The following is a 21,312-nucleotide window of genomic DNA, read 5'->3' on the forward strand; positions in this document are numbered from 1 at the left end:
ACGACGAGTCAGCACCGAAAGGGGACCGCCATGGCCGCCGCCGACACCAGGCCCATCGGGGAGACGGGCGCCACCACCGCCGCACGCCGGCCGGTCGACCACGTCTGGGCGATCGCCCGAATCTCGATCGGCTGGATCTTCCTCTGGGCGTTTCTGGACAAGACCTTCGGCTGGGGGTTAGCCACCCCGGCCGGACGCGCCTGGATCGCGGGCGGCAGCCCCACGACCGGCTTCCTCAAGGGCACCGGCGACCACGCGCTCGGCGGCTTCTTCTCGATCCTCGCCGGGCAGGCGTGGGTGGACTGGCTGTTCATGGCCGGCCTGCTCGGAGTCGGCCTGGCGCTCGTCCTGGGCGCCGGCACCCGCATCGCCGCCGGCGCGGGCAGCCTCATGCTCGTGCTGATGTGGGCGGCGGAGCTGCCCCTGGCCACCAACCCCTTCATGGACGACCACATCGTCTACTCGATCGTCCTCGTCGGCCTCGCCCTCGCCGACGCGGGTACCACGCTCGGACTCGGCGACCTGCCGATCATCCGGCGCAACCCCTACCTGAAGTAGGGCGAACGCCCGCGCGCCACCTCCGGCCACCGGAGGTGGGCGCCGGTCCGTGCACCGGGTGCGCCGCGGGCGGCCGGTGAGGACCAATGGCCCTGCTGGTCGGGGACCTCGTGCTCCTGCGCCGGGCGCCGGCGCCGCGCGAGGCTGGAGGAAAGCGGAGGAGGTGCGTGATGGCCGGACACATCGTGGCAGGCGTGGACGGGTCCGTACCGGCGAGGGCGGCCGTGGAATGGGCCGCCGCCGACGCCCAGCGCAGAGGGCTGGGCCTGCGGATCGTGCACGTGTGCGAGCAGTGGCGCTACGGGGATGAGGGGACGAAGTACTGTGCCGGGACGCTGGCCGCGGCCGCCGACCGGGCACGGGGCCTGACGCGCGACGTCGAGGTCACCACGGAACTGCTGCCCGGCAACGTGATCGACACCCTGATCGGTGAGTCGGTGTCCGCGGACAGCGTGGTGCTGGGCAGCCGGGGACTCGGGGGGTTCGCCGGGCTCGTGCTCGGCTCGGTCGGCCTGGGGGTCGCCGGGCACGCCACCGGACCGCTCGTGCTCGTCCGCGGGCCGTCCGTCGTGCAGTACGGGCGGGTGGTCGTCGGGGACGACGGCTCCGACGACTCCGAGGCCGCCATGAAGTACGCCGTCGACCAGGCCCGCGTCCGCGGCCTGCCGCTGCACGTCGTGTTCGCCTGGCAGATCCCGATCGCCCCGCCGCTGGTGGCCGGATACGGCATGCTCATCGAGAGCAGCCGCGAGGAGGACATCCGCAGGGCGGCCGAGCGCGTGGCGCCCTGGCAGGAGAAGAACCCGGACGTCGCGATCGTCGGCGAGCAGGTGGTCGGCCATCCGGCCGACGTCCTGATCCGGGCGGGCGGGACGGCGGATCTGCTGGTGGTGGGCTCGCGCGGCCGGGGCGGCTTCGCCTCCGCGGTGCTCGGCTCGGTCAGCCACGCGGTGCTGCACCACGTGACCTGCCCGGTGGCCGTGGTACGCCCCCGGACGCGCCAGGCGTGAGCCGCCGGTGGCGGTTGCCGCCCGGCGGTCATCAGGTCCGTTGCGGCCCTTGAGGCGTCCGCGGCCTGGTCGACGGCCCGGCGAGTCTCGCAGAGAGTAACGAAAGGCTGCTTATAGTGTCGGTCACCGGCACCTCCACCATGCCGGAGGTCTTCGTCACGGACCGGACCCAGCTGTCGGCGGTGGGCGTGGTCGACACGGCCAGAGGTGAGAGACGACATGAGCGCGACGATCGCGGCTCTCGGGGGCGCGTTCACATCCGTCGACCAGGACTACCTGTTCGAGGCGCGGCAGATGCAGGCGCTGTCGCTCGCCGTGCACATCCCGCTGGTGTGCTTCGGGATCGCCTTTCCCGCGATGGTCCTGTTCTGCGAGTGGCGTTACCTGCGGACCGGGGACATGCTCTTCCGCACGCTCGCCAGGCGCTGGTCGAAGGTGATGCTGGCGCTGTTCGCCATCGGCGTCGTGACCGGGACGATCCTCAGCTTCGAGCTGGGGCTGCTGTGGCCGGGTTTCATGGCCGGCTTCGGCGACGTGTTCGGGCTGGGGTTCACGCTGGAGGGGTTCTCGTTCTTCACCGAGGCGATCTTCATCGCCATCTACGTGTACGGCTGGGACCGCCTGCGGCCACTGCCGCACTTCCTGGCGGGCATCCCCGTGGCGATCGCCGGGGTCATGGGGTCACTGTTCGTGATCTCCGTCAACGGCTGGATGAACCACCCGGTGGGGTTCAGGATGCAGGACGGTCGCGCCGTCGACGCGCACCCGTGGTCGGCGTTGTTCGCCAACGGCTATTTCTGGCACGAGTTCGTCCACATGTATTTCGCGGGCTTCATCGTCGCGGGGTTTCTCGTCGCCGTCCCGTACGCGTGGGGTTTCCTGCGCGGACGCCGGGACCGTTACCGCCGCACGGCCCTGACGGTCGCGCTGTCGGCCGCGGCGGTGGCCGCGCCGCTGCAGGTGATCATCGGTGACTGGGCCGCGCGGGAGGTCGCGCGGCACCAGCCGGTGAAGCTGGCCGCGCTGGAAGGGCTGGGGCAGACCACCCGCGGTGCGCCCGAGCACCTGCTGGGCTGGTACGACGGCAAGGAGGTCGACTACGGCATCGCGATCCCGCGCCTGCTGTCGCTGCTGGCCTTCCATGACCCGGACGCGACGGTTCAGGGCCTCAACGCGGTGCCGGTCGAGGACCAGCCGCCGGTCAACGTCGTACGCCTGGCCTTCCAGGGCATGGTCGGCATCGGGACGCTGCTCGCCCTGCTCAGCCTCGTCTACCTCTATGTCCGGTTGCGTCACAAACGGCTGCCCCGCTCACGCTGGTTCTTCCGCGCGGTCGTCCTGGCCGGCCCGCTGTCGGTCGTCGCGCTCCTCTGCGGGTGGATCACCACCGAGGTCGGGCGCCAGCCCTGGATCGTGTACGGGATCATGCGAACCAGCCAGGCGGTCACCGACGCGTCCGGGATACCCGTCGGCTACGGCACCCTGATCGTGGTCTACCTGGGACTCGCCGGCGGCGTCGCATGGCTGCTGCACCGCTTCAGCCGCGTGCCGATCGAGGACCACGATGGCTGAGATCCCCATGGTGTTCATCCTCGCCGGCCTGGCCGCCTATACCGTGCTGGCCGGCGCGGACTTCGGCGCAGGGCTGTGGACGCTGCTGGCCGGCCGGGGAGAGGCCGGTCACCAGGCGATCCGGCACCACGCGCGCCACGCGATGGGACCCGTGTGGGAGGCCAACCACGTCTGGCTGATCTTCGTGCTGGTCGTGTGCTGGACGGCATATCCCGTGGCCTTCGGCTCGATCACGTCCACGCTGGCGGTGCCGCTGTTCGCCGCCGCGGTCGGGATCATCCTCCGGGGCGCCTCATATGCGCTGCGCGGCCAGCTGGAGGGCGCCGCCGGCGAGCGGCCGATCGAGTACCTGTTCGCCCTCTCCTCGATCCTGACGCCGTTCGCGCTGGGCACGGTCGCGGGCGCGATCGCCTCCGGCCGCGTCCCGGTGGGCAACGCCGCGGGCAACCTCGTCACCAGCTGGCTGAACCCCACCTCACTGCTCATCGGCGGGCTCGCGGTCGCCGCCGGGGGATATCTCGCCGCCGTCTACCTCGCCGCCGACGCGCGCCGGTTCGGTTCCAGACGCCTGGAGCACGACTTCCGCGCCCGCGCCCTCGTGTCGGGCGGGTGCGCGGGCGCTTTCGCGCTGGCCGGTCTCATCGTCGCCAGGTACGACGCCCCGCTGCTGTTCGCCGGCCTGACCAGCGACGGCGGCGCCGTGATGGTCGCCGTCTCCGGCGTGGCCGGGATCGCGACCCTGCTGCTCGTCTGGCGCGAGCGCTTCGGCCTGGCCCGCGCCTCGGCGGCGGTCGCCGTGGCCGCGATCGTGGCGGGCTGGGCGATGGCGCAGAGGCCGCGCTTCCTGCCCGGTCTCACGGTCGAGCAGGCAGCCGCCGGCCCGTCGACGCTGCTCGCCGTCGTCGTCGCCGTCGCCGGCGGAGCGATCGTGCTGGTTCCCTCGCTCGTCCTGCTGTTCCGCCTCTTCCTCCGCGGCACCCTGGACCCCGGGGCCGCCCCCGACACCGGAACCCCCTCCCCGCCCGCCGCCGCCCGCCGAGCCGGACGCCGCCGGCTCGCGGGCTTCGCCCTCGCCACCCTGCTCGTCGGCGCGGGCGCGACCGTGCTCGCCGAACCCGGCTGGCTCTTCGCTCTCGGCGTCACCTGCCTGTTCGCCTGCGCGGTGGCGACCTTCGCCCTCGTGACGGCGGAGCCGGACCAGCGGGCCTGACGGCCGTAACGGCCGTCAGGCGACGGGGGGGTCGAGGCCACCGCGTGGCGATCTCGCGCGCCGGCGGGTGAACCGTACCGGTCATTCCGCGACGATCTCGCGCACGACCCGCACGAACTCGCCCACCAGCGGGTTCACCGTGCCGGGCGGCCACGCCAGCGCGATCCGGAGCGGCTCCACGTCGGTGATGGGCAGCCACGTCAGTTCGGGATGCGCGTAGTACTCCGCCATCGAGCGGGCGCCGATGCACACCGCCGCTCCTGCGGCCACGTGCTCGAGCATCTCGTCGACGTTGTCGTTCTTGGGCCCCCAGACCGGTGCGGACCCGTCCGGCCGGGGGTTCACCGCCCACCAGTCGACCCACGCGGCCGGCGCCACCTCGGTCCACCCGATCGGCTCGTCACGCAGGTCGGCCATGTCCACGGACTCCCGCCCCGCCAGCCGGTGGTCCGCGGCCACCGCCACCCACCTGCGCTCCTTGGCGACCACCTCGCTGCGCAGCCCGGACAGGTCGGCCGGCAGCCACACGAAGGCGACGTCCACCTGCCCGTCCCGCAGCGCCCGCGTCTCACCCGCCCACTCGAACCGCTTCGGCTCGACGGCGGCCTCCGGGCGGCGGACGGCGAACGCGGCCCGCGCCCGCCGGGCGAGCGGGCCGCCGCCCGCGACGACGAACCCGACCCGCAGCACGTTCCGCGTGGCCGCGGCGGTGGTCCGTACGAGCCTCGTCGTCTCCTGCCACTCGGCGATGTGGCGGCGTGCCGCGGTCAGCAACTGCTCGCCGGCGGGGGTGAGCCGGACCTCGGGCCGGGTGAACAGGTCGGCGCCGAGCCGCTCCTCCAGCTGCCGGATCTGCCGGGACAGCGACGGCTGCGCCACGAACAGCTCCTTCGCGGCCTGCGTGAAGCTCAGCCGCTCGGCGACCGTGACGAAGTAGCGCAGCACCCGCGTGTCCACGTCCATGCCTGAAATGTATGGGCACAGGTATTGGCCCGTGGAGGCCCCCGGCTGGTTGCCTGTCGGCATGACCACGCGCAAGCCAGACCTCCACACGCCGTCGAGAAGGGCCCTGCTCACCGCGGGCGCCACCGCGGCGGCGGCCACAGCCCTCACCCCCGGCGCCGCCGCCCGCACGCTCCAGCAGCCACGTGACCGGTTCGCCGGCAAGGTCGTCCTGATCACGGGCGCCACGTCCGGTATCGGAGAGGCCACCGCCCGCGCGTTCGCGGCCGAGGGAGCGGCGGTGTTCTTCTGCGGCCGGCGCGAGGCGCTCGGCGACAGGGTCGCCGCGAGCATCCGTGCCGCGGGCGGCAGGGCCACCTTCCGGCGGGCCGACGTCCGCGAGGAGGGCCAGGTGCGCGACTTCGTCGAAGCCTGCGTACGCCGCCACGGCCGGATCGACATCGCCGTCAACAACGCCGGGATCGAAAGCCCCCGCGCGGTCCGCGTGCACGAGCAGACCCTCGCCGACATGGAGGCCGTGTGGCGCACCAACGCCGCAGGCGTCTTCCTCGCCATGAAGTACGAGGTCCCGAGGATGCTGGAGCGGGGCCGCGGCGCCATCGTGAACACCGCGTCGGTCTCCGCCGAGGTCGGGTGGGCCACGATCGCGCCGTACAACGCCAGCAAGCACGCCGTCGCGTCGCTGACGAAGGTGGCGGCCCTGGAGTACGCGGCCGACGGCATCCGGGTGAACGCGCTGGCGCCGGGCGCCGTGGACACGCCCATGTTGCGGCGTGCGGCCGAGGCGTTCGGGGTGACGTACGAGCAGATCGCCCAGGACTACCCCGTCAAGCGGATCGTCGCGGCCGAGGAGATCGCCAGGGTCGTCATGTTCCTCGCCTCGGACGACTCGAGCGCCGTCGTCGGTCACGACCTCGACGCCACCGGCGGCTACCTCGCCGGCTAGGACGAACCCCTGCCGCGCTGGTGACGCCGCGCCCGGCGCCGGCTTCCTAGCCGCGCCGGAGGGGTGAGGGCTAGCTTAACCATCTAAGACGGTTAAGAGGGACGGGGGCACCATGGGCGGCGCCGTGACGACGACGGGCGTGGCTTTCGTGAACGGAATCCGCGTGCACTACACCCGAGCGGGTTCCGGCCCGCTGATCCTGTTGCTCCACGGGTGGCCGCAGACGAGCCACTGCTGGCGGGCGGTGCTCGGGCCGCTGGCCGCCGATCACACGGTCGTCGCGCCCGATCTGCGCGGATACGGGCTCAGCGACAAACCGGCCACCGGCTACGACAAGCGTCAGATGGCCGCCGACATGGCCGCGCTCGTCCAGGAGCTCGGCTTCGAGCGGGCCGTCGTCGTGGGGCACGACCGTGGTGCCCGCGTCGCGCATCGCTGGGCGCTCGACCACCCCGGGCAGGTGGAGCGGCTGGTCGTGCTGGACGTGGTCCCGACGCGGGAGATGTTCCGGCGGCTGGACGCCTCGGTGGCCTCCGGTTACTGGCACTGGCTGTTCCACATGCAGCCGGACCTGCCGGAACGCCTCGTGGCCAACGACGTACGCGGATATCTGGAGTACTTCTTCGAACGCTGGACGTACAACCGTCACGGCCTGGACCCCGATGCCGTGGACGCCTACGTCCGCGCGTTCTCCCGGCCGGGCGCCCTGCGGGCCGGCTTCGACGACTACCGCGCCCAGGAGCAGGACCTCGTGGACGACGACGCCGACGCGGTCATGGGGCGCAGGCTCGCCATGCCCGTGCTGGCCCTGTGGGGCTCCGCCGGGTTGCCCGCCCGCCTTCCGACGCTGGAGATCTGGCGCGAGTACGCCGACGACGTGACGGGTGTCCAGATCCCCGCCTGCGGTCACTTCATCCCCGAGGAGCGTCCGGACATCCTCCTCGACCACCTTCGCGGATTCCTCACCCGGGGGAGTCACCCGTGAGCGCAGGATGCTCGCCCGTCCCGGCGTGCGTCCCCAGACCGGGAGGAAGAGGATGCGCCTTCGTGAAAGGCCTCGTGGTCCCACGCGTGGGCGATCAGGATCGTGTCCCGGAGAGGACACGGTGCGCCTCCGTCGATCTGGTGGACAGGAGGCACAGGTGACCGCGGACGACGAGTGGCTCTGGCACGGCGGCAGCGTGTGCCTCGACTTCGTCAACACCCTGCGCGACCGCTGGAAGGAACCTCGTGAGACGCTCCGGGAGCCCGGAGACGTGCTGCGCTGGCTGTACACCGCGGGAATGGCCGGCGAACCGGCCCTGCCCCACGCGGAGCCCGAGGGCGTGCTCGTTCTCGCCCGGCGACTGCGCGAGGCCATCGACCGGGCGATCATGGCGGCCGCGAGCGGCGAGCTGCCCCACGCGGGAGACCTGTCCGTGATCAACGAAGCGGCCATGGCGGCCCTCCGTCCGGCACCCCAGGTCGCCATCGTGGACGGGCGCCTGGCGCCGGGGGAGTCGCGCGACAGGGCCGAGGGCGCGGCGGCAGGGCTGGGCCTGGTCGCACATGACGCGGTGGACCTGCTGGTGTCGGACGAGGTCCGCCGGGTCCGCCTCTGCGGCGCGGACCGCTGCGCCCTGCGCTTCGTCGACCGTTCACCCGCGCACAACCGGCGCTGGTGCGCGATGGCGCGCTGCGGCAACCGGACCAAGGTGCGCGCCCACCAGCGCCGGCAGCGCGAACAGCCTCCCCCCTCGTGGAAGAGCGTGACGGCGTAGAACTCCGGCTGCCGAACCGGGGGTGGAACTCCGTCGGTGTCAACGCCCGACGGCCACGGTGAGCCCTTCGACCGGGCAGGCGGGCGCCGCCGTCCCCGCGCGCTCACGCCGTCCGGAGATCGGACGATCACATGCGCATATCAGGTGTGCCGTCACCCTTGCCCCCGCCCCGCCGGGCCCCGAAGGTCTAAACATCGGGGAAGGAGAGAGGAATGCGGGGGCCGCTGGTCGTCAAGCGGGCGCTCGGCGAGCCGCTGCTCCTCCTGGCCGCGCTCTGCTCGATCCTGCTGACGACGACCACGCTGGTGGCGCTGACGATGTACGCCTCCTCCATCGCCGGCGCGGGTGTGCGCAGGGCGATGGAGACGGCCTCGTACCGCCAGACGACCACCACGATCACCGCCCAGGTCAACGCCAGGACCTTCCCGGAGTACGACCGGATGGTGCGCGACGAGCTCGCCGCGGCCCACGGGGCCCCACCGGCTGCCCCACCGGCCGTCACCACCAGCCTGCGCTCCGACTCGTACGTCATGCCGGGCCAGGACGGCGAGGAGCGGCCCGAGCTGCTGCGGTTCGGCAGCCACGACGGGCTCGACCGGCACGCCCGGCTGGCCGCGGGCAGGTGGCCGCGGGCCGGCGGGCCGGCCGTCGAGACGGCGATCTCGGAGCCGGCCGCCGCCGCCACCGGGTTCGAGATCGGCGAGGAGCTCGTCACGAAGGCGCGGCTCGACGGGCGCCCGGTCGAGGTCCGCGTCGTCGGCGTCTTCCGGCTCGACGACCCCGTGGGCGAGCGGTGGGCCGGTGAGGAGCTGCTGAGCAGGGGAGTGGAGCGTGGCGAGTACACCACGTACGGGCCCCTGATGGTGACGCAGGAGACGTTCGTCGCGCGCTTCGCCACCGGCGTGCGGGCCGTGTGGGCGGCCGAGCCGGAGCTCGGGGCGCTGACGCCCGAACGGCTGCGCCCGCTGGCCGAGGCCGTCGGCCGGGTGGGCGAGCGGCTGGCGGCGGCCGGATGCGTGAACTGCCTGACCGCCGGCGACCTGCCCGAACTCCTCACCCAGCTCGACACCGCGTCCCTGGTGGCCCGCTCCACGGTGCTGATCCCGGTGTTGCAGCTGCTGGTGCTGGCCGCGTACGCGCTGATGCTCACGGCGCGGCTGCTCGCCGACCACCGGCGCATGGAGATGGCGCTGCTGCGCTCGCGCGGCGCGGGCACGACGCGGCTGGCGAGCCTGGCCGGGGGCGAGGCGCTCCTGGTGGCGGTGCCGTGCGCGGTCGTGGCGCCGTTCCTCGGGCCGCCGCTGCTCGCGCTGATCGGCCTGCTGCCCTGGATCAGCGCCTCGGGAGTGCGGCTGGCGCCGCGGGTTGACGCGGGCACGTTCCTCGTGTCGTCCGGGGTGGCGCTGGCCGCGGCCGCGCTGCTGGCGCTGCCGGCCGTGGCGGGCGCGCGGCGCACGTACGTGGAGGAGCAGTCGGCGCGCGGGCGCGGCGGCCGGCGCGGGCTGGTCCAGGGGGCGGGCGCGGACCTGGCGCTGCTGGTCGTGGCCGGGCTGGCGATCTGGCAGCTCCAGCGTTACGGCGCGCCGGTCACCGCGACGGCGGCGGGCGGGCTCGGCATCGACCCGCTGATCGTCTCCGGCCCGGCCCTGGCCCTGCTCGCGGGCGGCCTGCTGGGGTTGCGGCTGGTGCCGCGCGTGTCGCGACTGGCCGAGCGGCTGACCTCGCGCCGGCCTGACCTCGCGCCCGCTCTGGGGGCCTGGCAGGTCAGCAGGCGGCCGCTCACGTACGCCGGCCCCGCGCTGCTGCTGACCCTGGCGATCGCCATCGGCGTCGTCTCCATGGCCACCACCGCCACCTGGCAGGCCTCGCAGCGCGACCAGGCCGACCACCGGGCGGCGGCCGACCTGCGCCTGTCGGGCCCGTCCGAGGGGCCCGAGCTGGGGACGCTCGGCCGCGGCACGGCGTTCACGGCGCTGCCCGGCGTCACCGCCGCCTCCCCCGCCTTCCGGGCGCCGACCGGGGTGGGCGGCGAGAGCGCGCTGCTCGTCGCCCTGGACGCGGGCAGGCTCGGCGAGCTGTTCCGCCTGCGCCCCGACCTGTCGGCGCGGACGGTGCCGCAGCTGTCCGCGGCGCTCGCCGGAGACCGGGCGGGCCGGCTGCAGCTGCCCGGACGGCCGCGCGCCCTCACCGTGCGGGTCGAGTCACGCGCCGCCGTGCCGGCCAGGCTGGTGCTGTCCGACGCGCTGGGCGTGTGGTTCGACCTGCCGCTCGGCGAGCTGCGGGAGGGCGGCAACCGGGTCGAGGCCGACCTGGCCCCGCTCGCCGGACGCGCCGGCACGATCACCTATCCGCTGTCCGTACGCGGCCTCGTGGCGAGCGAGCAGGCCGCCCTGAGGCTGACCGGGCTGAGCGCGGACGGCCGGGACGTGCCGGTGGCCGGGGCCGTCGCCCGCCCGCGGGGCGTGATCACCTTCGGCCCGCCGCGTGAGCCGGGCCCGCTGCCCGTGGTGCTCACATCCGGCCTGGCCGCCACGCTGGAGCTGGGCGTCGGGCAGGTCGGGACGGTTCGCCTCGCCGGCCGGGTCGTGCGGGTCGAGGTGGCCGGCATCGTGACGAGCATGCCCACGAGCGCCCCGGACCAGCAGGCCGTGCTCGCCGACTGGGAGACGCTGCAGGCGTACGAGCTGGCCGCGGCGCAGCCGCCCAGGCCCGCCACCGAATGGTGGCTCGCCGCCCCCGACACCGCTCCCGCGCGGGAGATCCTCCGCCGCAACCCCCAGTGGGACGTGACCGCGGTCGACCGCCGGGAGCTGGCGGCGGAACTGCGCGACGATCCGCTGGCCGGCGCCCTGCAGGGCGCGCTGACCCTGGCGTTCGCCGCCGCGCTGGGGTTCGCGGTGCTCGGGTTTCTGGTGAACGCCGTGGTCGCGGCGCGGGAGCGGCGGGCCGAGTTCGCCGTGCTGCGCGCGCTGGGCACCGGCCCCCGCCAGGTGCTCGGGATGCTGGCCACGGAGCAGGCGTTCGTCATCGGGCTGTCGCTCGCCGCCGGCACCGCGCTCGCCGTGGTCGTCGGGAACCTGGTGGTCCCGCGCGTCGTCATGACCGGGCAGGCGTCGGCGGTCACGCCCGGCGTGCTGTTCCACATCCCGTGGGCGGCCGTCGCGGGGATGCTGGCCCTGGTGACGGCGGTGCTGGTCACGATCGTCGCCGGGCTGGCCCGGCGCATGTGGCGGGGCCAGACCTTGGAGGAGCGGTGAGGATCCCCCTGGGCGTTCGGGCGCACGCGGGCACGTCGGCGCTGCTCGTCGTGCTGACGGCGGTCGCCTGCCTGCTCGTCGCCGGGCTGCCGAGAACGATGCAGGCGTCGTTCGACGAGGCGCTGCGCCGCTCGCTGGCCGCGACCGTCGCGGTGCGGACCGACCTGACCGTCACCGCGGCTCCGGCCCTGCCCGCCGGGGAGCTGCACTCACGCGCGGAGTTCGAGGGCGCCGGCCTCCACTGGCGCCGGCTCCTCCCGGCGGAGCTGCGGCCCCTGGTCGGGCGCGGCGGCCACATCAGCGCCAAGACCTTCCGCACGCCCGTCAACGAGACGGGCGACACCCGAACCTTCGTCAACCTCGGCTGGCTGTCCGACGCCGATCGGCGGGTGGACTGGGTGCGGGGCCGCGCGCCCGGCAAGCCGTCCACCACGCGGTACCGGGGTGCGACGATCCCGGTCATCGAGGTGGGCGTCGTGGAGGAGGCCGTGGAGCGGATGGGGTTGCGCGTCGGCCAGACGAGGATGCTCGGCGAGAGCGCGCACACCGCCGCGAAGATCGTCGGCGTCTTCAGGGCCAAGGACCCGGCCGACCGATCCTGGAGCCACGACGCCGACGTCCTGCACGTCACCAGGGTCGTGCCGGCGGACGGGCCGGAGGAGTTCCACACCACGACCCTGATGTCGGACGACGGGCTCAGCGCGCTCACCAACAAAGCCCGTACGCTGGCCTACCGCTGGGTCCTTCCCCTCGACGGGCGGGCCGCGAGCGCCGCCGGCGTGCCGGGCGTCGAAGCCGCGGTCGCCGCGTTCCGGCGGCAGGTGGACGTCGAGGGGAGCGGCAGCATCAGCTACCGCCTGGTCACCGGCCTGCCCTCTCTGCTCGCCGGCTTCCTGACCACGCTGTCCGCCGCCCGGACCGTCATGTACCTGGTTCTCGGAGGCCTGTTCGCGGTCGCGCTCGGCGTGATCGCGCTGGGCGTGCGGCTGCTGACCGACCGGATGGAGCGCACGATGGCCCTGGCGCGGGCGCGCGGCGCCGCGCTGCGGCAGGTGGCGGCGGCCGGGGCCGCGCTGACCGCGCTCACGGTGGGGCCCGCGGCCCTGGCCGGGTACGCCCTGTCGTTCCTCCTGCCGGGGCCCGTGCCGCCGATCGTGCACCTCGGACCGGCGGTCGTGGTCGTCGCCGCCGTGACCTTCGCCGCGGCACGCCTGGTGCTCGCGCATCGCACGCCGCTGGGGGAGCGCCGTGCCGACCTGGTCACCGCCCGGCCGTCCGCGCGGCGGGTGACGGTGGAGGCGCTGGTCGTCGTGCTCGCGCTGGCGGGGGCGTACCTGCTGCGGGCCCGAGGACCGTCCGGCACGCAGCAGGATCCGTTCCTGCTGGTGATCCCGGTGGCGCTGGCGCTCGCGGCCGCGCTGATCACCTTGCGGTGTTACCCGTACCCGCTGCGGCTGCTCGTCCGGCTGACCGCGCGGGGGCGGGCGGCCGTGCCGTTCCTGGCGCTGGCCGGGGCGGCCAGAGGGCGATCCACGGGCGCGCTGACGGTGCTGGTCCTGCTGCCCGCGCTGAGCCTGTCGGTGTACGCCGCGGTGGTCCACGACGGGATCACCACCACGCAGCGGCTCGCGTCCTGGCAGAAGGTGGGCGCGCCGATCAAGCTGACGTCCGTCGCGGACATCCCGCCCGACGCCATCGAGCGCGTACGCCGGGCCCCCGGGGTCGAGGAGGTGGCGCTCGCGCTGACGGGCCGGGTGCAGATCGGGGCCACGGGGGAGCGGCCGTACGCCGTCGCCGTGGACCTCGCGCGGTGGCGGCGGGTCAACGAGGACGCGCCCATCAGCCTGCCCGCGCTGTCCGGGGACAGGTCCGCGCTGCTCTCGCCCGCCCTGGGCGACCGGGACGCCTTCGACATCATGTGGCTGTCGCCGGTACGGCTGACCGCCCAGGGCCTGATCGACGCGGTGCCGGGTTTCTACTCCAGCGGGCAGTTCCTCCTCGTGCCGCGGGAGGTGCTGCCCTGGCCCGCGGCCAACACCCTGCTGATCAGGGGCGACGCCTCGCCCGCCGACCTGGCGCGGCTGGTCCCGTCGGCCACCGTGGAGACGCAGGAGGCGGCGCTGGCGGCCATCCAGGCCGACCCGCTCACCGGCACGGTCCGCACGACGATGGTCGTGGTGACGGTGGCGCTGGGGGCGTACGCGCTGGTCGCGATCGTCCTGTCGCTGGTCGCGGGGGCGGCAGGGCGGGCCAGGACGGTGTCGCTCCTGCGCACGCTCGGGCTGTCCGGCAGGCAGGCCAGGCGGCTGGTCCTGCTGGAGCTGCTGCCCGTCGTCCTCGTCACCGCGCCGGTCGGCCTGGCTCTGGGGCTGGTCCTGCCGGCCGCGCTCGGACCGGGCGTGGACGTGTCCGCGTTCGCCGGTGGCCTGCCCGTCGCCGGCCACACACCGGGCCTGCTCACGCCCGTGGCGCTGGCGGCCGGGATGGGCCTGTGCGCCCTTCTCGGGGCGTACGCGCACATCGCCATGGGCCGGCGCCGGAACCTCGACGCCCTCCGCGTGGGCGACCCCTGACCACCAGAACACCAGGCCCGGATCGGGTCGGCCCGGGTCAGGTACGGCCCGCGTCGGGTACGGCCCGCGTCAGGTCGGCGCGGGGAGCGGCCGGGCCTTCGCCCGCGCGATGCGCGCCTTGACGTCGCGGAAGTGCAGCCGCATCGCCTCTCGGGCGGCCTCGGTGTCACGGGCGCGCAGCGCCGCCACGATCCGGCGGTGGTTGACGACGATCTCCGCGGTCCGCTCCTCCGGCGGGCCGAGCGTCGGCTCGACCTCGTGGTAGACGTCCCAGAACAGGCCGATCAGCTGCAGCACCAGCTCGTTGCCGCACGATTCGTACAGCAGCGCGTGGAACGCCCGATCGGCTCCAGGGTCCCGGTCCATGCCGTTGACCAGGGCGTCCAGCGCGGCGAGGCGGGTGACGCTGGTGCTCCGGGCCACCTGGCCGATCAGCCCGGTCTCGAGCAGCTCCCGAACCTCGACCAGATCGTGCAGCGCGCGGATCCCGCCGCCCTGGCCCGACCGCACCTGGAAGGCGAGCGACGGGGTCAGCACGTCGAGCGACGCGTGCCCGACGAACGTCCCATGTCCGTGCCGGATCTCGACGATGCCCAGCGCCCGCAGGGCCCGCACGGCCTCACGGACGCTGTTGCGGCTCGCCCCGAGCAGGTCCATCAGCTGCACTTCGGTGGGCATCGGCGCCCCGGGGGCCAGCCCGCGCTCGTGGATCAGGGCGATGATGCGCTCCTGAAGCGACGCGCCGTCACGCGTAGGCATGCTGCCTCCAGGCTCGTCGAAGACCTCGTGTCGAACATCCCACCTCTCGGTCTGCGAAAGCCAGGCGGTGGAGGAGATTTTACGCCGACTACACGGACGGGTCACCGGACGCACGCCGCTCGTTCAACCCGCTGGACGTCCTACGTCCCGATGCATGGTCGGGCGCGGCGGTGGCGCCCGCGGGTCTCCGGGGGCGCCGTGGCCGGGCGGCTCGCGCCCCTCAGCCGACGTGGTCGAACGGCAGCCGCAGCCCGAGCCGGCCGCCGATCGGGAGGTTCCGCTCCCGGACCAGGTCCAGCTCGGCGCCGGTGAGAGCGCGCCGGTAGACGCGTACCTCGTCCAGCGTCCCGCGGAACCGGTCCGCGCCGTCCAGCCGCTGCCCGACGTGGATCCCGTCGAGCCCGAACTCCTTGCCGAGCGTCAGCGAACCGGACGGCACCGGCGCCGACGAGACCTGCACGCCGTCCACCAGGAGCCTGAGCTCGCCGCGTACCCGCTGGAGCGCCACGAAGTGCCACTGCCCGTCGTTGTACGCGCTCGGCGACTGCACGGTCACGTCGAACCGGTCGACGGCGAGGACCGCCCGGATGCGGTTGCTCGCCGGCTCCGCCCGCAGCCACAGCCCAGGCGGGTTGGTGCCCCGGTCCACGCGGTGGAACCAGAGGATCGCGTGCGAGCCGGCCGTCTCCGAGTACCGGATCCAGGAGGTCAGCGTGAAGTCCTTCGCGCCGAGGTCGATGGACTCGTCGAACGCCACCTCCGCCCGGTCGTCCACCCGGTCCAGGGCCAGCCCGCCGCCGAACCGCCCGTCGGTGGTCTGCGCGCCGCCGCGGACGTACGCCGTGTTGCCGTGCGGCGACCTGTCCGGCGTCGTCGGGCCGGGCGCGGGCGGCCCGGGGATCCCGGGCGGGGTGCCGTTCGGCGTCTCCAGGAACGCCTCGTTGAACCGGGCGAACCGGATCTGCTCGTACGGTGACACGTCGCCGGCCTCGTACATCAGGGCCGCCTCGGCGCCGTCCAGCCGCACCATGTCCGAGTACGCCGACGGCCCCCAGTGGAAGACCTTGCCCTCGTTCCAGCTCTCGAAGCGGCGCCCCTCGTCGTGGGACGACCGGATCCCCATCGCCTCCCGGGCGCCCGGGTGCATCGGCGAGGAGAAGAGGATGTGCTTCTCGCCGAACCGCAGCAGCGACGCCTGGACGTCGGTCGTCGCCAGCGCCGGCATGGTGCGGAACGGCGCGTCCCACGTCTCGCCACTGTCGCTGCTGGTCGCGTACGCCCGGCTGCCCTCGTCGGTGCCGCGCTCGCGGGCCGAGGCGTAGATCCGCCCGTCGTCGAGCTCGACGACGGTGACCTCCTGGGCGATCATCGTGCCGTCGTCGGAGGACGTCTCGGCGCCGATGTTCCAGGTCACCCCGCTGTCGTCGCTGTAGAGCAGGTGCGTGCCGTAGGCGTGCGCGCCCACCCGGTCCCAGCTCTCGTAACTCGCCCCGACGACCAGCCGGCCGGCGTGCGGGCCGTGCCTGAGCTGGATGCCGTGCATGGGGCCGGTGGCGTACCAGTGGTTCCACTCCGGACGCTTGCCCTCGGTCATCTCCCTTGCGGCCGACCAGGTCGCCCCGTGGTCGTCGCTGACCTGCACCCAGGGATCGCGGTCACAGCCGTCCGGGCACGGCTCGGCGCCGTTGTGGGTGCTCACCAGCACGACCCGCCCCGTACGCTCGTCGACGATCGGCACCGGGTTGCCGTGGGTCGTGCCGTTCCCCTCCGAGACCACCTGCAGCGGCCCCCAGGTCCGCCCGCCGTCGGCGGAACGGCGCAGTACGAGGTCGATGTCCTCGTCGTCGCCGCAGTCCTTCACCCGCCCCTCGGCGAAGGCCAGCAGCGTGCCGTCCGCGGCCCGCACCACGGCGGGGATCCGGAAGCAGGCGTATCCGAAGTCGCCCCGCTCGTAGAGCACCTGCTCGTCCACGAACGGCGCGGTGCCGCCGGTCGCGGAGTCCTCTGCCGGCGCAGCTGCCGCGGGCGCGCCGAACACGCCGACGAGTAAGCCCGCGAGCACCAGCACCGCGCTCGCCCGGCGGCGCGGCGAGCGCCGGGCACGGCTTTGCGGGGGGTGACCATCGTGCATGTCTTCGCCCTTCCTGGCATGAGAGAGTGAGGGGACGTCCTACGTCCAACGTAGGATGTCAAAAAATCGGTGAACAGGGAATGGTCGCCAGTGAACGGATATGGCGCGGACCGGCAACGGCGTGCCCGGGGTGCCGTGGCTGTAGCAGGGTCGCTGACCTGGCGTTCCAGACCGTGCCGGGCCGGGGAAGGCGGCCACGGTGGCGCCGGCCGACATTGGATGCTCTGCGGCGGGAGGTCGGACGTCCTCGTCCGGGCGTCAGGAACGCCTGAGAATTTCCGGCGAGCGACCGTTACGCCTGGCGGGCCCGCCGCACCGCCGGCGCCCCGGCCCGGTGTTCACACGAGCCGGCGGGCGAGAGGCAGCCGGGTGCGGGTGATCAGGGCCGCCACGGTCGCCAGCGCGGGCAGTCCCACCACCACGGCGATCACGAAGGGCCACGGTACGGCGATCGTCGCGGGATCTCCGGCGCCGTGCGTCGTCATCGGCCGGGTCAGCGCCACGCCGGTCACCGTCCCCGCGACCAGCCCCACCAGCGCGCCGAGCCCGGAGATGTAGAGCGCCTGACGTTCTTCGGACCCGGCGATCGCGCGGGCAAGGCACGCGGAAGAGCTGACTCACGTGAACGGCGTCAGGTCGACGGCGTCCGCCGGCGCCCTGCAGCCCGCGTCGTCACCCCGCCGGGGGAGCAGCAGTCCGCGGCGTCATCGCACCCTTCCCCCGTCGCCGGGTTGGTTCATCGCGTTCCGCGGCCGTTGTCCGTTCAGAGCCGCACGGACTTCCGAGAACACCTCCCGGGTGACGTTCGCCAGCGACTCTTCCGAATAGAAGCCCGCGTGCGGGGTCACGATCACGTTCGGCAGGGCGAGGAGCTCCTCGTGCGCGCCCGGCGGCTCGGTCGCCAGGACGTCGAGGGCCGCACCCGCCAGCCGGCCCGCCCGCAGCGCCGCCAGCAGGGCCGGCTGGTCGACCAGGGCGCCCCGTGCCGTGTTGACGAGGTAGGCCGTCGGTTTCATCGCCGCCAACCTCGCGGCGGAGATGACCTGCCGGGTGGCGGGCGTCAGCGGCGCGTGCAGGCTGAGCACGTCGGCCTCCGCCACCAGCCGCTCGAGCGGCACCAGTTCGGCGAACGCCGCGTGCGGGTCGCCCGGCTCGACTGCGGGGTCGGTCGCCAGGACGCGGAACCCGAGCGCGGCGGCCCGGGCCGCGACGGCGCCGCCGGCACGGCCCAGCCCGAACAGGCCGAGGACCTGCCCACGGGTGCGGCGGAGCGTCCCGGCCTGGCGGTAGTCCCATCCGCCGTGCCGTACGTGATCGTGGTATCTGACGATGCCCCGGGTCGATGCCAGGATCAGCGCCAGGGTGTGGTCGGCCAGCTCCTCGACGCAGTAAGACGGCACCCGCGAGACGTGGATCCCGGCCGCCGTCGCGGCGGCCACGTCGATGTTGTCGACGCCCACGCCGTACTCGCAGATCAGCCGGCAACGCTCCATCCTGTCCACCAGCGCGGCGGTCACCGGGACGGCGTCGGTGACGACCACGTCGGCCGAGTGGCACAGCTCGAAGGCGTCGGCCCGCCCGGAAGCGTCGATCAGCTCCGCCTGGGAGCCGACCAGCGCGGGATCCAGCCCGTGCGGTTCCGGGTGATCGAGCACCACCACCCGCTGCAACGTGCCCATGCATGTCCCCCTGTTCTGGCGACGTCTTGTCCGAGGATCTCGTACAGGACGTACGCGTCGGCGATCCCATGCATTCCGCCAGGTCGTAACGTGTTGACCGGCAGGGGACACGTTAGGATCGCCGGGTGGGACAGGCGCCTTCACGATCACGGGGTTGTCGCAGCGCCGTCACCTCGCGGACAGCGGGGGCCGGGCACTGTGGCGCGCGGCCGTGGGATCGCCACTCGGGTCAGAGGATTCTTGCTCGACGGGCGCTTCTGGCATCCGCAGTTCCCCCGGCTGCGCGCGCTGATTCCCCGGCAGGTGGTGCTGGCCTGGCCGGAGTTCCTTCTCGATGGCCGGTGGGTGACCGCTTCCGAACTCTACGGCGATCTCGGCATGCTGCGGGCGGGAGGCCGATTCACCAACGCGGGTGGGGAGACGCTCTTCGACGCGATCGCGCGTACGGCCGTGGACTGGGACGGCAGCACCTGCTCCTCATGTGACCTTTCAGGTCACGTCCTGGCCGACCTGGGCTTCTTCGGCTCCCGTGACGACCTGTTCGACGAGCACGGTCAAACCCTGTGCCTGCCGGTGCGCATCCCCGCGGATCTCCTCATGAGCCGCCGGGCGGCTTGAGCGCGCGTGGCGGGCGGCCTCCTCCACCGGGCGTGCCGGTCAGCAGGTGTCGGCTCCGTCGAAGGTGCGCGGGCCCCGAGCGACCTGCGAGTAGATGGTGCGTCCCGGGTCGACGGTGTGGCAGGCGCCGTCGGTGCCGCGCGCCCACTTGATCTTCAGCCGTAGCCGGCGGTCGCAGTCGTTGCGCGCGTATCCCTTCTTGGTGAAGGTGCCCGTGGTCTGCCAGACGGCCACACACGAGGGGGCGTTGCCCGCCGGCGCGGCGGCGGTGGCCGGAGGTGCCGCGGCGAAGGCGCCGGTGAGGGTGAGGGCGGTGAGGGCGGCTGCGGTCATGTGTCGCACGAGGTGGTGCTCCTGTCTCGGTTCGCCGTAGAGGGTCCGTGCCGGCAGGGCAGGGGCGCGGCAGGCACAGAAGCGAAGATCTCAGATAGGCCGACGGCCCGGGCATGGCCGGGCGGCACAGTGTCTGACCTGCTTGTTTTGGGGGTGTCGTCGGTAACGTTTCCGAGGCGTCGCAGAGAATGCGGGCGCACTCGGTCAAACGCTCTCGAACCCGAGCCGGCCCGCTTGAGAGCCGCCCGCCGGTCCGGTGCGGCGTAAGGAGGCGTACCTCGAAGAGGCTTCAGCCGGTCGTGGTGCCGTCGGTCGGTCGGGGCGCGGCGATCCGCTGGGCGGCGTGGACCACGGCGGCACGGCGGCGGGCGGCTTCGGCGCCGTCCTGGACGTCGCTGCCGGACAACATCCGGGCGATCTGCGGCGCCGCGGACCAGTAGCTCGACAGCGCGATGACCAGGAAGATCAGATGGGCGGGGTCGAGGGTGTCGTCGATCAGCCCGGCCCGTTGCGCCGCTGCCACGGCCTGGGCCTTGCCGGAGTAGAGCTCGGTGCGCACGACCTCGTCCGACACGCTGCCGGTGTCCGACAAACCCTCCCACAGCACCAGCCGGGCCAGGTCGGGATGAGCCCGCTGGTAGTCGAACGTGCGGCCGGCGAACTCGCCGACGTCCGCGGCGCGGGTGATGACCAGCGGCACGGCGGCGGCGATCCTGTCCAGCTCGCTGCGGATCACCGCTGAGAACAGCTTGGGCTTGTCGCCGAAGTAGTTGTAGACCCGTTCACGGTTGATCCGGGCGCGCTTCGCGATCCGGTCGACGGTCGTCCCGTCCGGTCCGTGCTCGGCGAACTCGGCCAGCGCCGCCTCGTAGATGCGGCGCTTCGTTCCCTCGACATCCCATGCCATGCGGCGCATCCTAGTCCAACACCAACGTTGCAGTTGGAACCGACCCGGGTTAAGGTCGTAGTAACAACACGATTGTTGGAATTGCCCATGGCGTCGCGGACAGCACGACCTGGGTGTCCAGCAGGCTTCACCGTTTTGTGGGCGTCGATCGCGTTCCCGCTCGGGGCGCGGTGCGTCAAGCGGCTCGCGGCCCACCTCGGCCGCCGGAGACCGTCCGCGTGCCACCGGGACGACGCCCCACCAGCAGACCGTCCACCTCCATCACCCGGGAGCATGTCCATGACCGGCAAGACCGTACTGATCACCGGCGCGACCAGCGGCATCGGCGCCCACACCGCACGGTTGCTGCTCGACCGCGGCCACCGCGTGGCCGTCACCGGCCGCGACAAGAGCAGACTCAGGGCCTTCCTCGACGAGACCGGCCACCCCGACCGGCTGCTCGGCGTCATCGCCGACGCGGCCGACTGGCCGGCCACCCAGGCCGCCGTGACCCGCACCGTGGAGCATTTCGGCGCCCTGCACGCCGCGGTGGCCAACGCCGGATTCGTCTCCAGCGACTACCAGCACACCGCGGGCGCGACCCTCGGCGACGGCGACCCGGAGTTGTGGCCGCCCATGGTCCTCACCAACGTCCTCGGCCCCGCCCTGCTGGCCAGGGCCGCCCTGCCCCACCTCGAGGCCACCGGCGGGCGGCTGGTGCTCGTCGGCAGCGTCGCCGGGCTGAAGAACAGCCCCGCCAACCTCTCCTCGGCCACCAAGTGGGCCGTCACCGGGCTGGCCGAGAACCTGCGGATGTACGCCACGACCCGTGGCATCGGCGTCACCCTCGTCAATCCCGGCATGATCGACACCCCCTTCTGGCCAGGCGACAGCGCACCCTCCTTCGCCATGCCTCCCCACCACGTCGCCGAGTCCATCTGCTTCGCCCTCGACCAGCCGGCGGGCGTCGACCTCAACACCCTGACCATCCGGCCGATCGGGCAGCCCGTATGACCCACGGCCGGGTGCGGGCGGGCCGGCGGTCACCGGCCGGCCC

At 73.5% G+C, this 21,312-nt stretch carries 18 protein-coding genes; 11 read left to right on the forward strand and 7 right to left on the reverse strand.

What is annotated here, in order from left to right:
• Positions 1-30: 30 nt before the first annotated feature.
• The 4 genes from ACTWPV_RS05065 to ACTWPV_RS05080 all read left to right on the forward strand — a co-directional run bounded on the left by ACTWPV_RS05065 (position 31) and on the right by ACTWPV_RS05080 (position 4,350).
• The gene (locus tag ACTWPV_RS05065) at positions 31-558 is read left to right on the forward strand and encodes a hypothetical protein (protein WP_443150774.1); all 528 of its coding nucleotides are present in this window, start codon (positions 31-33) and stop codon (positions 556-558) included.
• Positions 559-728: 170 nt separating this feature from the next.
• Positions 729-1,568, forward strand: a complete 840-nt coding sequence (locus ACTWPV_RS05070) for a universal stress protein (RefSeq protein WP_347642343.1) — start codon at positions 729-731, stop codon at positions 1,566-1,568.
• A 219-nt stretch (positions 1,569-1,787) separates the two neighbouring features.
• On the forward strand, positions 1,788-3,140 hold the full coding sequence (locus ACTWPV_RS05075) for a cytochrome ubiquinol oxidase subunit I (RefSeq protein ID WP_443150775.1): 1,353 nt from the start codon (positions 1,788-1,790) through the stop codon (positions 3,138-3,140).
• Complete coding sequence (locus tag ACTWPV_RS05080; protein WP_443150776.1) at positions 3,133-4,350, forward strand: cytochrome d ubiquinol oxidase subunit II; 1,218 nt, start codon at positions 3,133-3,135, stop codon at positions 4,348-4,350. Before ACTWPV_RS05075 ends, ACTWPV_RS05080 begins: the two co-directional genes overlap by 8 nt.
• Positions 4,351-4,431: 81 nt before the next feature.
• On the opposite strand, the gene ACTWPV_RS05085 is transcribed toward ACTWPV_RS05080, so the two are convergent.
• Complete coding sequence (locus ACTWPV_RS05085) at positions 4,432-5,313, reverse strand: LysR family transcriptional regulator (protein WP_347642346.1); 882 nt, start codon at positions 5,311-5,313, stop codon at positions 4,432-4,434.
• A gap of 61 nt (positions 5,314-5,374) precedes the next feature.
• Here ACTWPV_RS05085 and ACTWPV_RS05090 point away from each other — a divergent pair, with 61 nt between their 5' ends.
• The 5 genes from ACTWPV_RS05090 (at position 5,375) to ACTWPV_RS05110 (ending at position 13,849) form a co-directional block, all read left to right on the forward strand.
• The gene (locus ACTWPV_RS05090; protein ID WP_443150777.1) at positions 5,375-6,259 is read left to right on the forward strand and encodes an SDR family NAD(P)-dependent oxidoreductase; all 885 of its coding nucleotides are present in this window, start codon (positions 5,375-5,377) and stop codon (positions 6,257-6,259) included.
• A 112-nt stretch (positions 6,260-6,371) separates the two neighbouring features.
• Entirely contained in the window at positions 6,372-7,244 is an 873-nt protein-coding gene (locus ACTWPV_RS05095; RefSeq protein ID WP_443150778.1) for an alpha/beta fold hydrolase, read from the forward strand.
• A 157-nt stretch (positions 7,245-7,401) separates the two neighbouring features.
• Positions 7,402-8,019, forward strand: a complete 618-nt coding sequence (locus ACTWPV_RS05100) for a CGNR zinc finger domain-containing protein (protein ID WP_443150779.1) — start codon at positions 7,402-7,404, stop codon at positions 8,017-8,019.
• 212 nt (positions 8,020-8,231) lie between these two features.
• Positions 8,232-11,276: an FtsX-like permease family protein gene (locus ACTWPV_RS05105; protein ID WP_443150780.1), complete on the forward strand. Its 3,045-nt coding sequence runs from the start codon at positions 8,232-8,234 to the stop codon at positions 11,274-11,276.
• A complete protein-coding gene (locus tag ACTWPV_RS05110) occupies positions 11,273-13,849 on the forward strand; it encodes an FtsX-like permease family protein (RefSeq protein WP_443150781.1) in 2,577 nt (858 codons plus the stop codon). Before ACTWPV_RS05105 ends, ACTWPV_RS05110 begins: the two co-directional genes overlap by 4 nt.
• A 69-nt stretch (positions 13,850-13,918) precedes the next feature.
• Here ACTWPV_RS05110 and ACTWPV_RS05115 read toward each other — a convergent pair whose 3' ends face one another.
• The 4 genes from ACTWPV_RS05115 to ACTWPV_RS05130 form a co-directional block, all read right to left on the reverse strand.
• Positions 13,919-14,608, reverse strand: a complete 690-nt coding sequence (locus tag ACTWPV_RS05115; protein ID WP_347642352.1) for a FadR/GntR family transcriptional regulator — start codon at positions 14,606-14,608, stop codon at positions 13,919-13,921.
• Between the two features lie 220 nt (positions 14,609-14,828).
• Positions 14,829-16,739 (reverse strand): exo-alpha-sialidase, encoded by a 1,911-nt coding sequence (locus ACTWPV_RS05120; RefSeq protein ID WP_443150782.1) that lies wholly within the window; start codon positions 16,737-16,739, stop codon positions 14,829-14,831.
• Between the two features lie 338 nt (positions 16,740-17,077).
• Positions 17,078-17,272, reverse strand: a complete 195-nt coding sequence (locus ACTWPV_RS05125; protein ID WP_443150783.1) for a hypothetical protein — start codon at positions 17,270-17,272, stop codon at positions 17,078-17,080.
• Between the two features lie 171 nt (positions 17,273-17,443).
• The gene (locus ACTWPV_RS05130; protein ID WP_443150784.1) at positions 17,444-18,418 is read right to left on the reverse strand and encodes a C-terminal binding protein; all 975 of its coding nucleotides are present in this window, start codon (positions 18,416-18,418) and stop codon (positions 17,444-17,446) included.
• Positions 18,419-18,658: 240 nt separating this feature from the next.
• Between ACTWPV_RS05130 and ACTWPV_RS05135 the strand changes: the two genes are divergently transcribed.
• Positions 18,659-19,036 carry a hypothetical protein gene (locus ACTWPV_RS05135; RefSeq protein WP_443150785.1) on the forward strand — a complete coding sequence of 126 codons (378 nt, stop codon included), beginning with the start codon at positions 18,659-18,661 and terminating at the stop codon, positions 19,034-19,036.
• A gap of 39 nt (positions 19,037-19,075) precedes the next feature.
• On the opposite strand, the gene ACTWPV_RS05140 is transcribed toward ACTWPV_RS05135, so the two are convergent.
• Complete coding sequence (locus ACTWPV_RS05140) at positions 19,076-19,369, reverse strand: hypothetical protein (protein WP_347642359.1); 294 nt, start codon at positions 19,367-19,369, stop codon at positions 19,076-19,078.
• 289 nt (positions 19,370-19,658) lie between these two features.
• Entirely contained in the window at positions 19,659-20,276 is a 618-nt protein-coding gene (locus ACTWPV_RS05145) for a TetR/AcrR family transcriptional regulator (protein ID WP_443150786.1), read from the reverse strand.
• Positions 20,277-20,555: 279 nt separating this feature from the next.
• Between ACTWPV_RS05145 and ACTWPV_RS05150 the strand changes: the two genes are divergently transcribed.
• On the forward strand, positions 20,556-21,269 hold the full coding sequence (locus ACTWPV_RS05150) for an SDR family oxidoreductase (protein ID WP_443150787.1): 714 nt from the start codon (positions 20,556-20,558) through the stop codon (positions 21,267-21,269).
• The last annotated feature ends 43 nt before the right edge of the window (positions 21,270-21,312 follow it).

The sequence above is a fragment of the Nonomuraea sp. KM88 genome, assembly GCF_052245635.1.
GTDB lineage: Bacteria > Actinomycetota > Actinomycetes > Streptosporangiales > Streptosporangiaceae > Nonomuraea.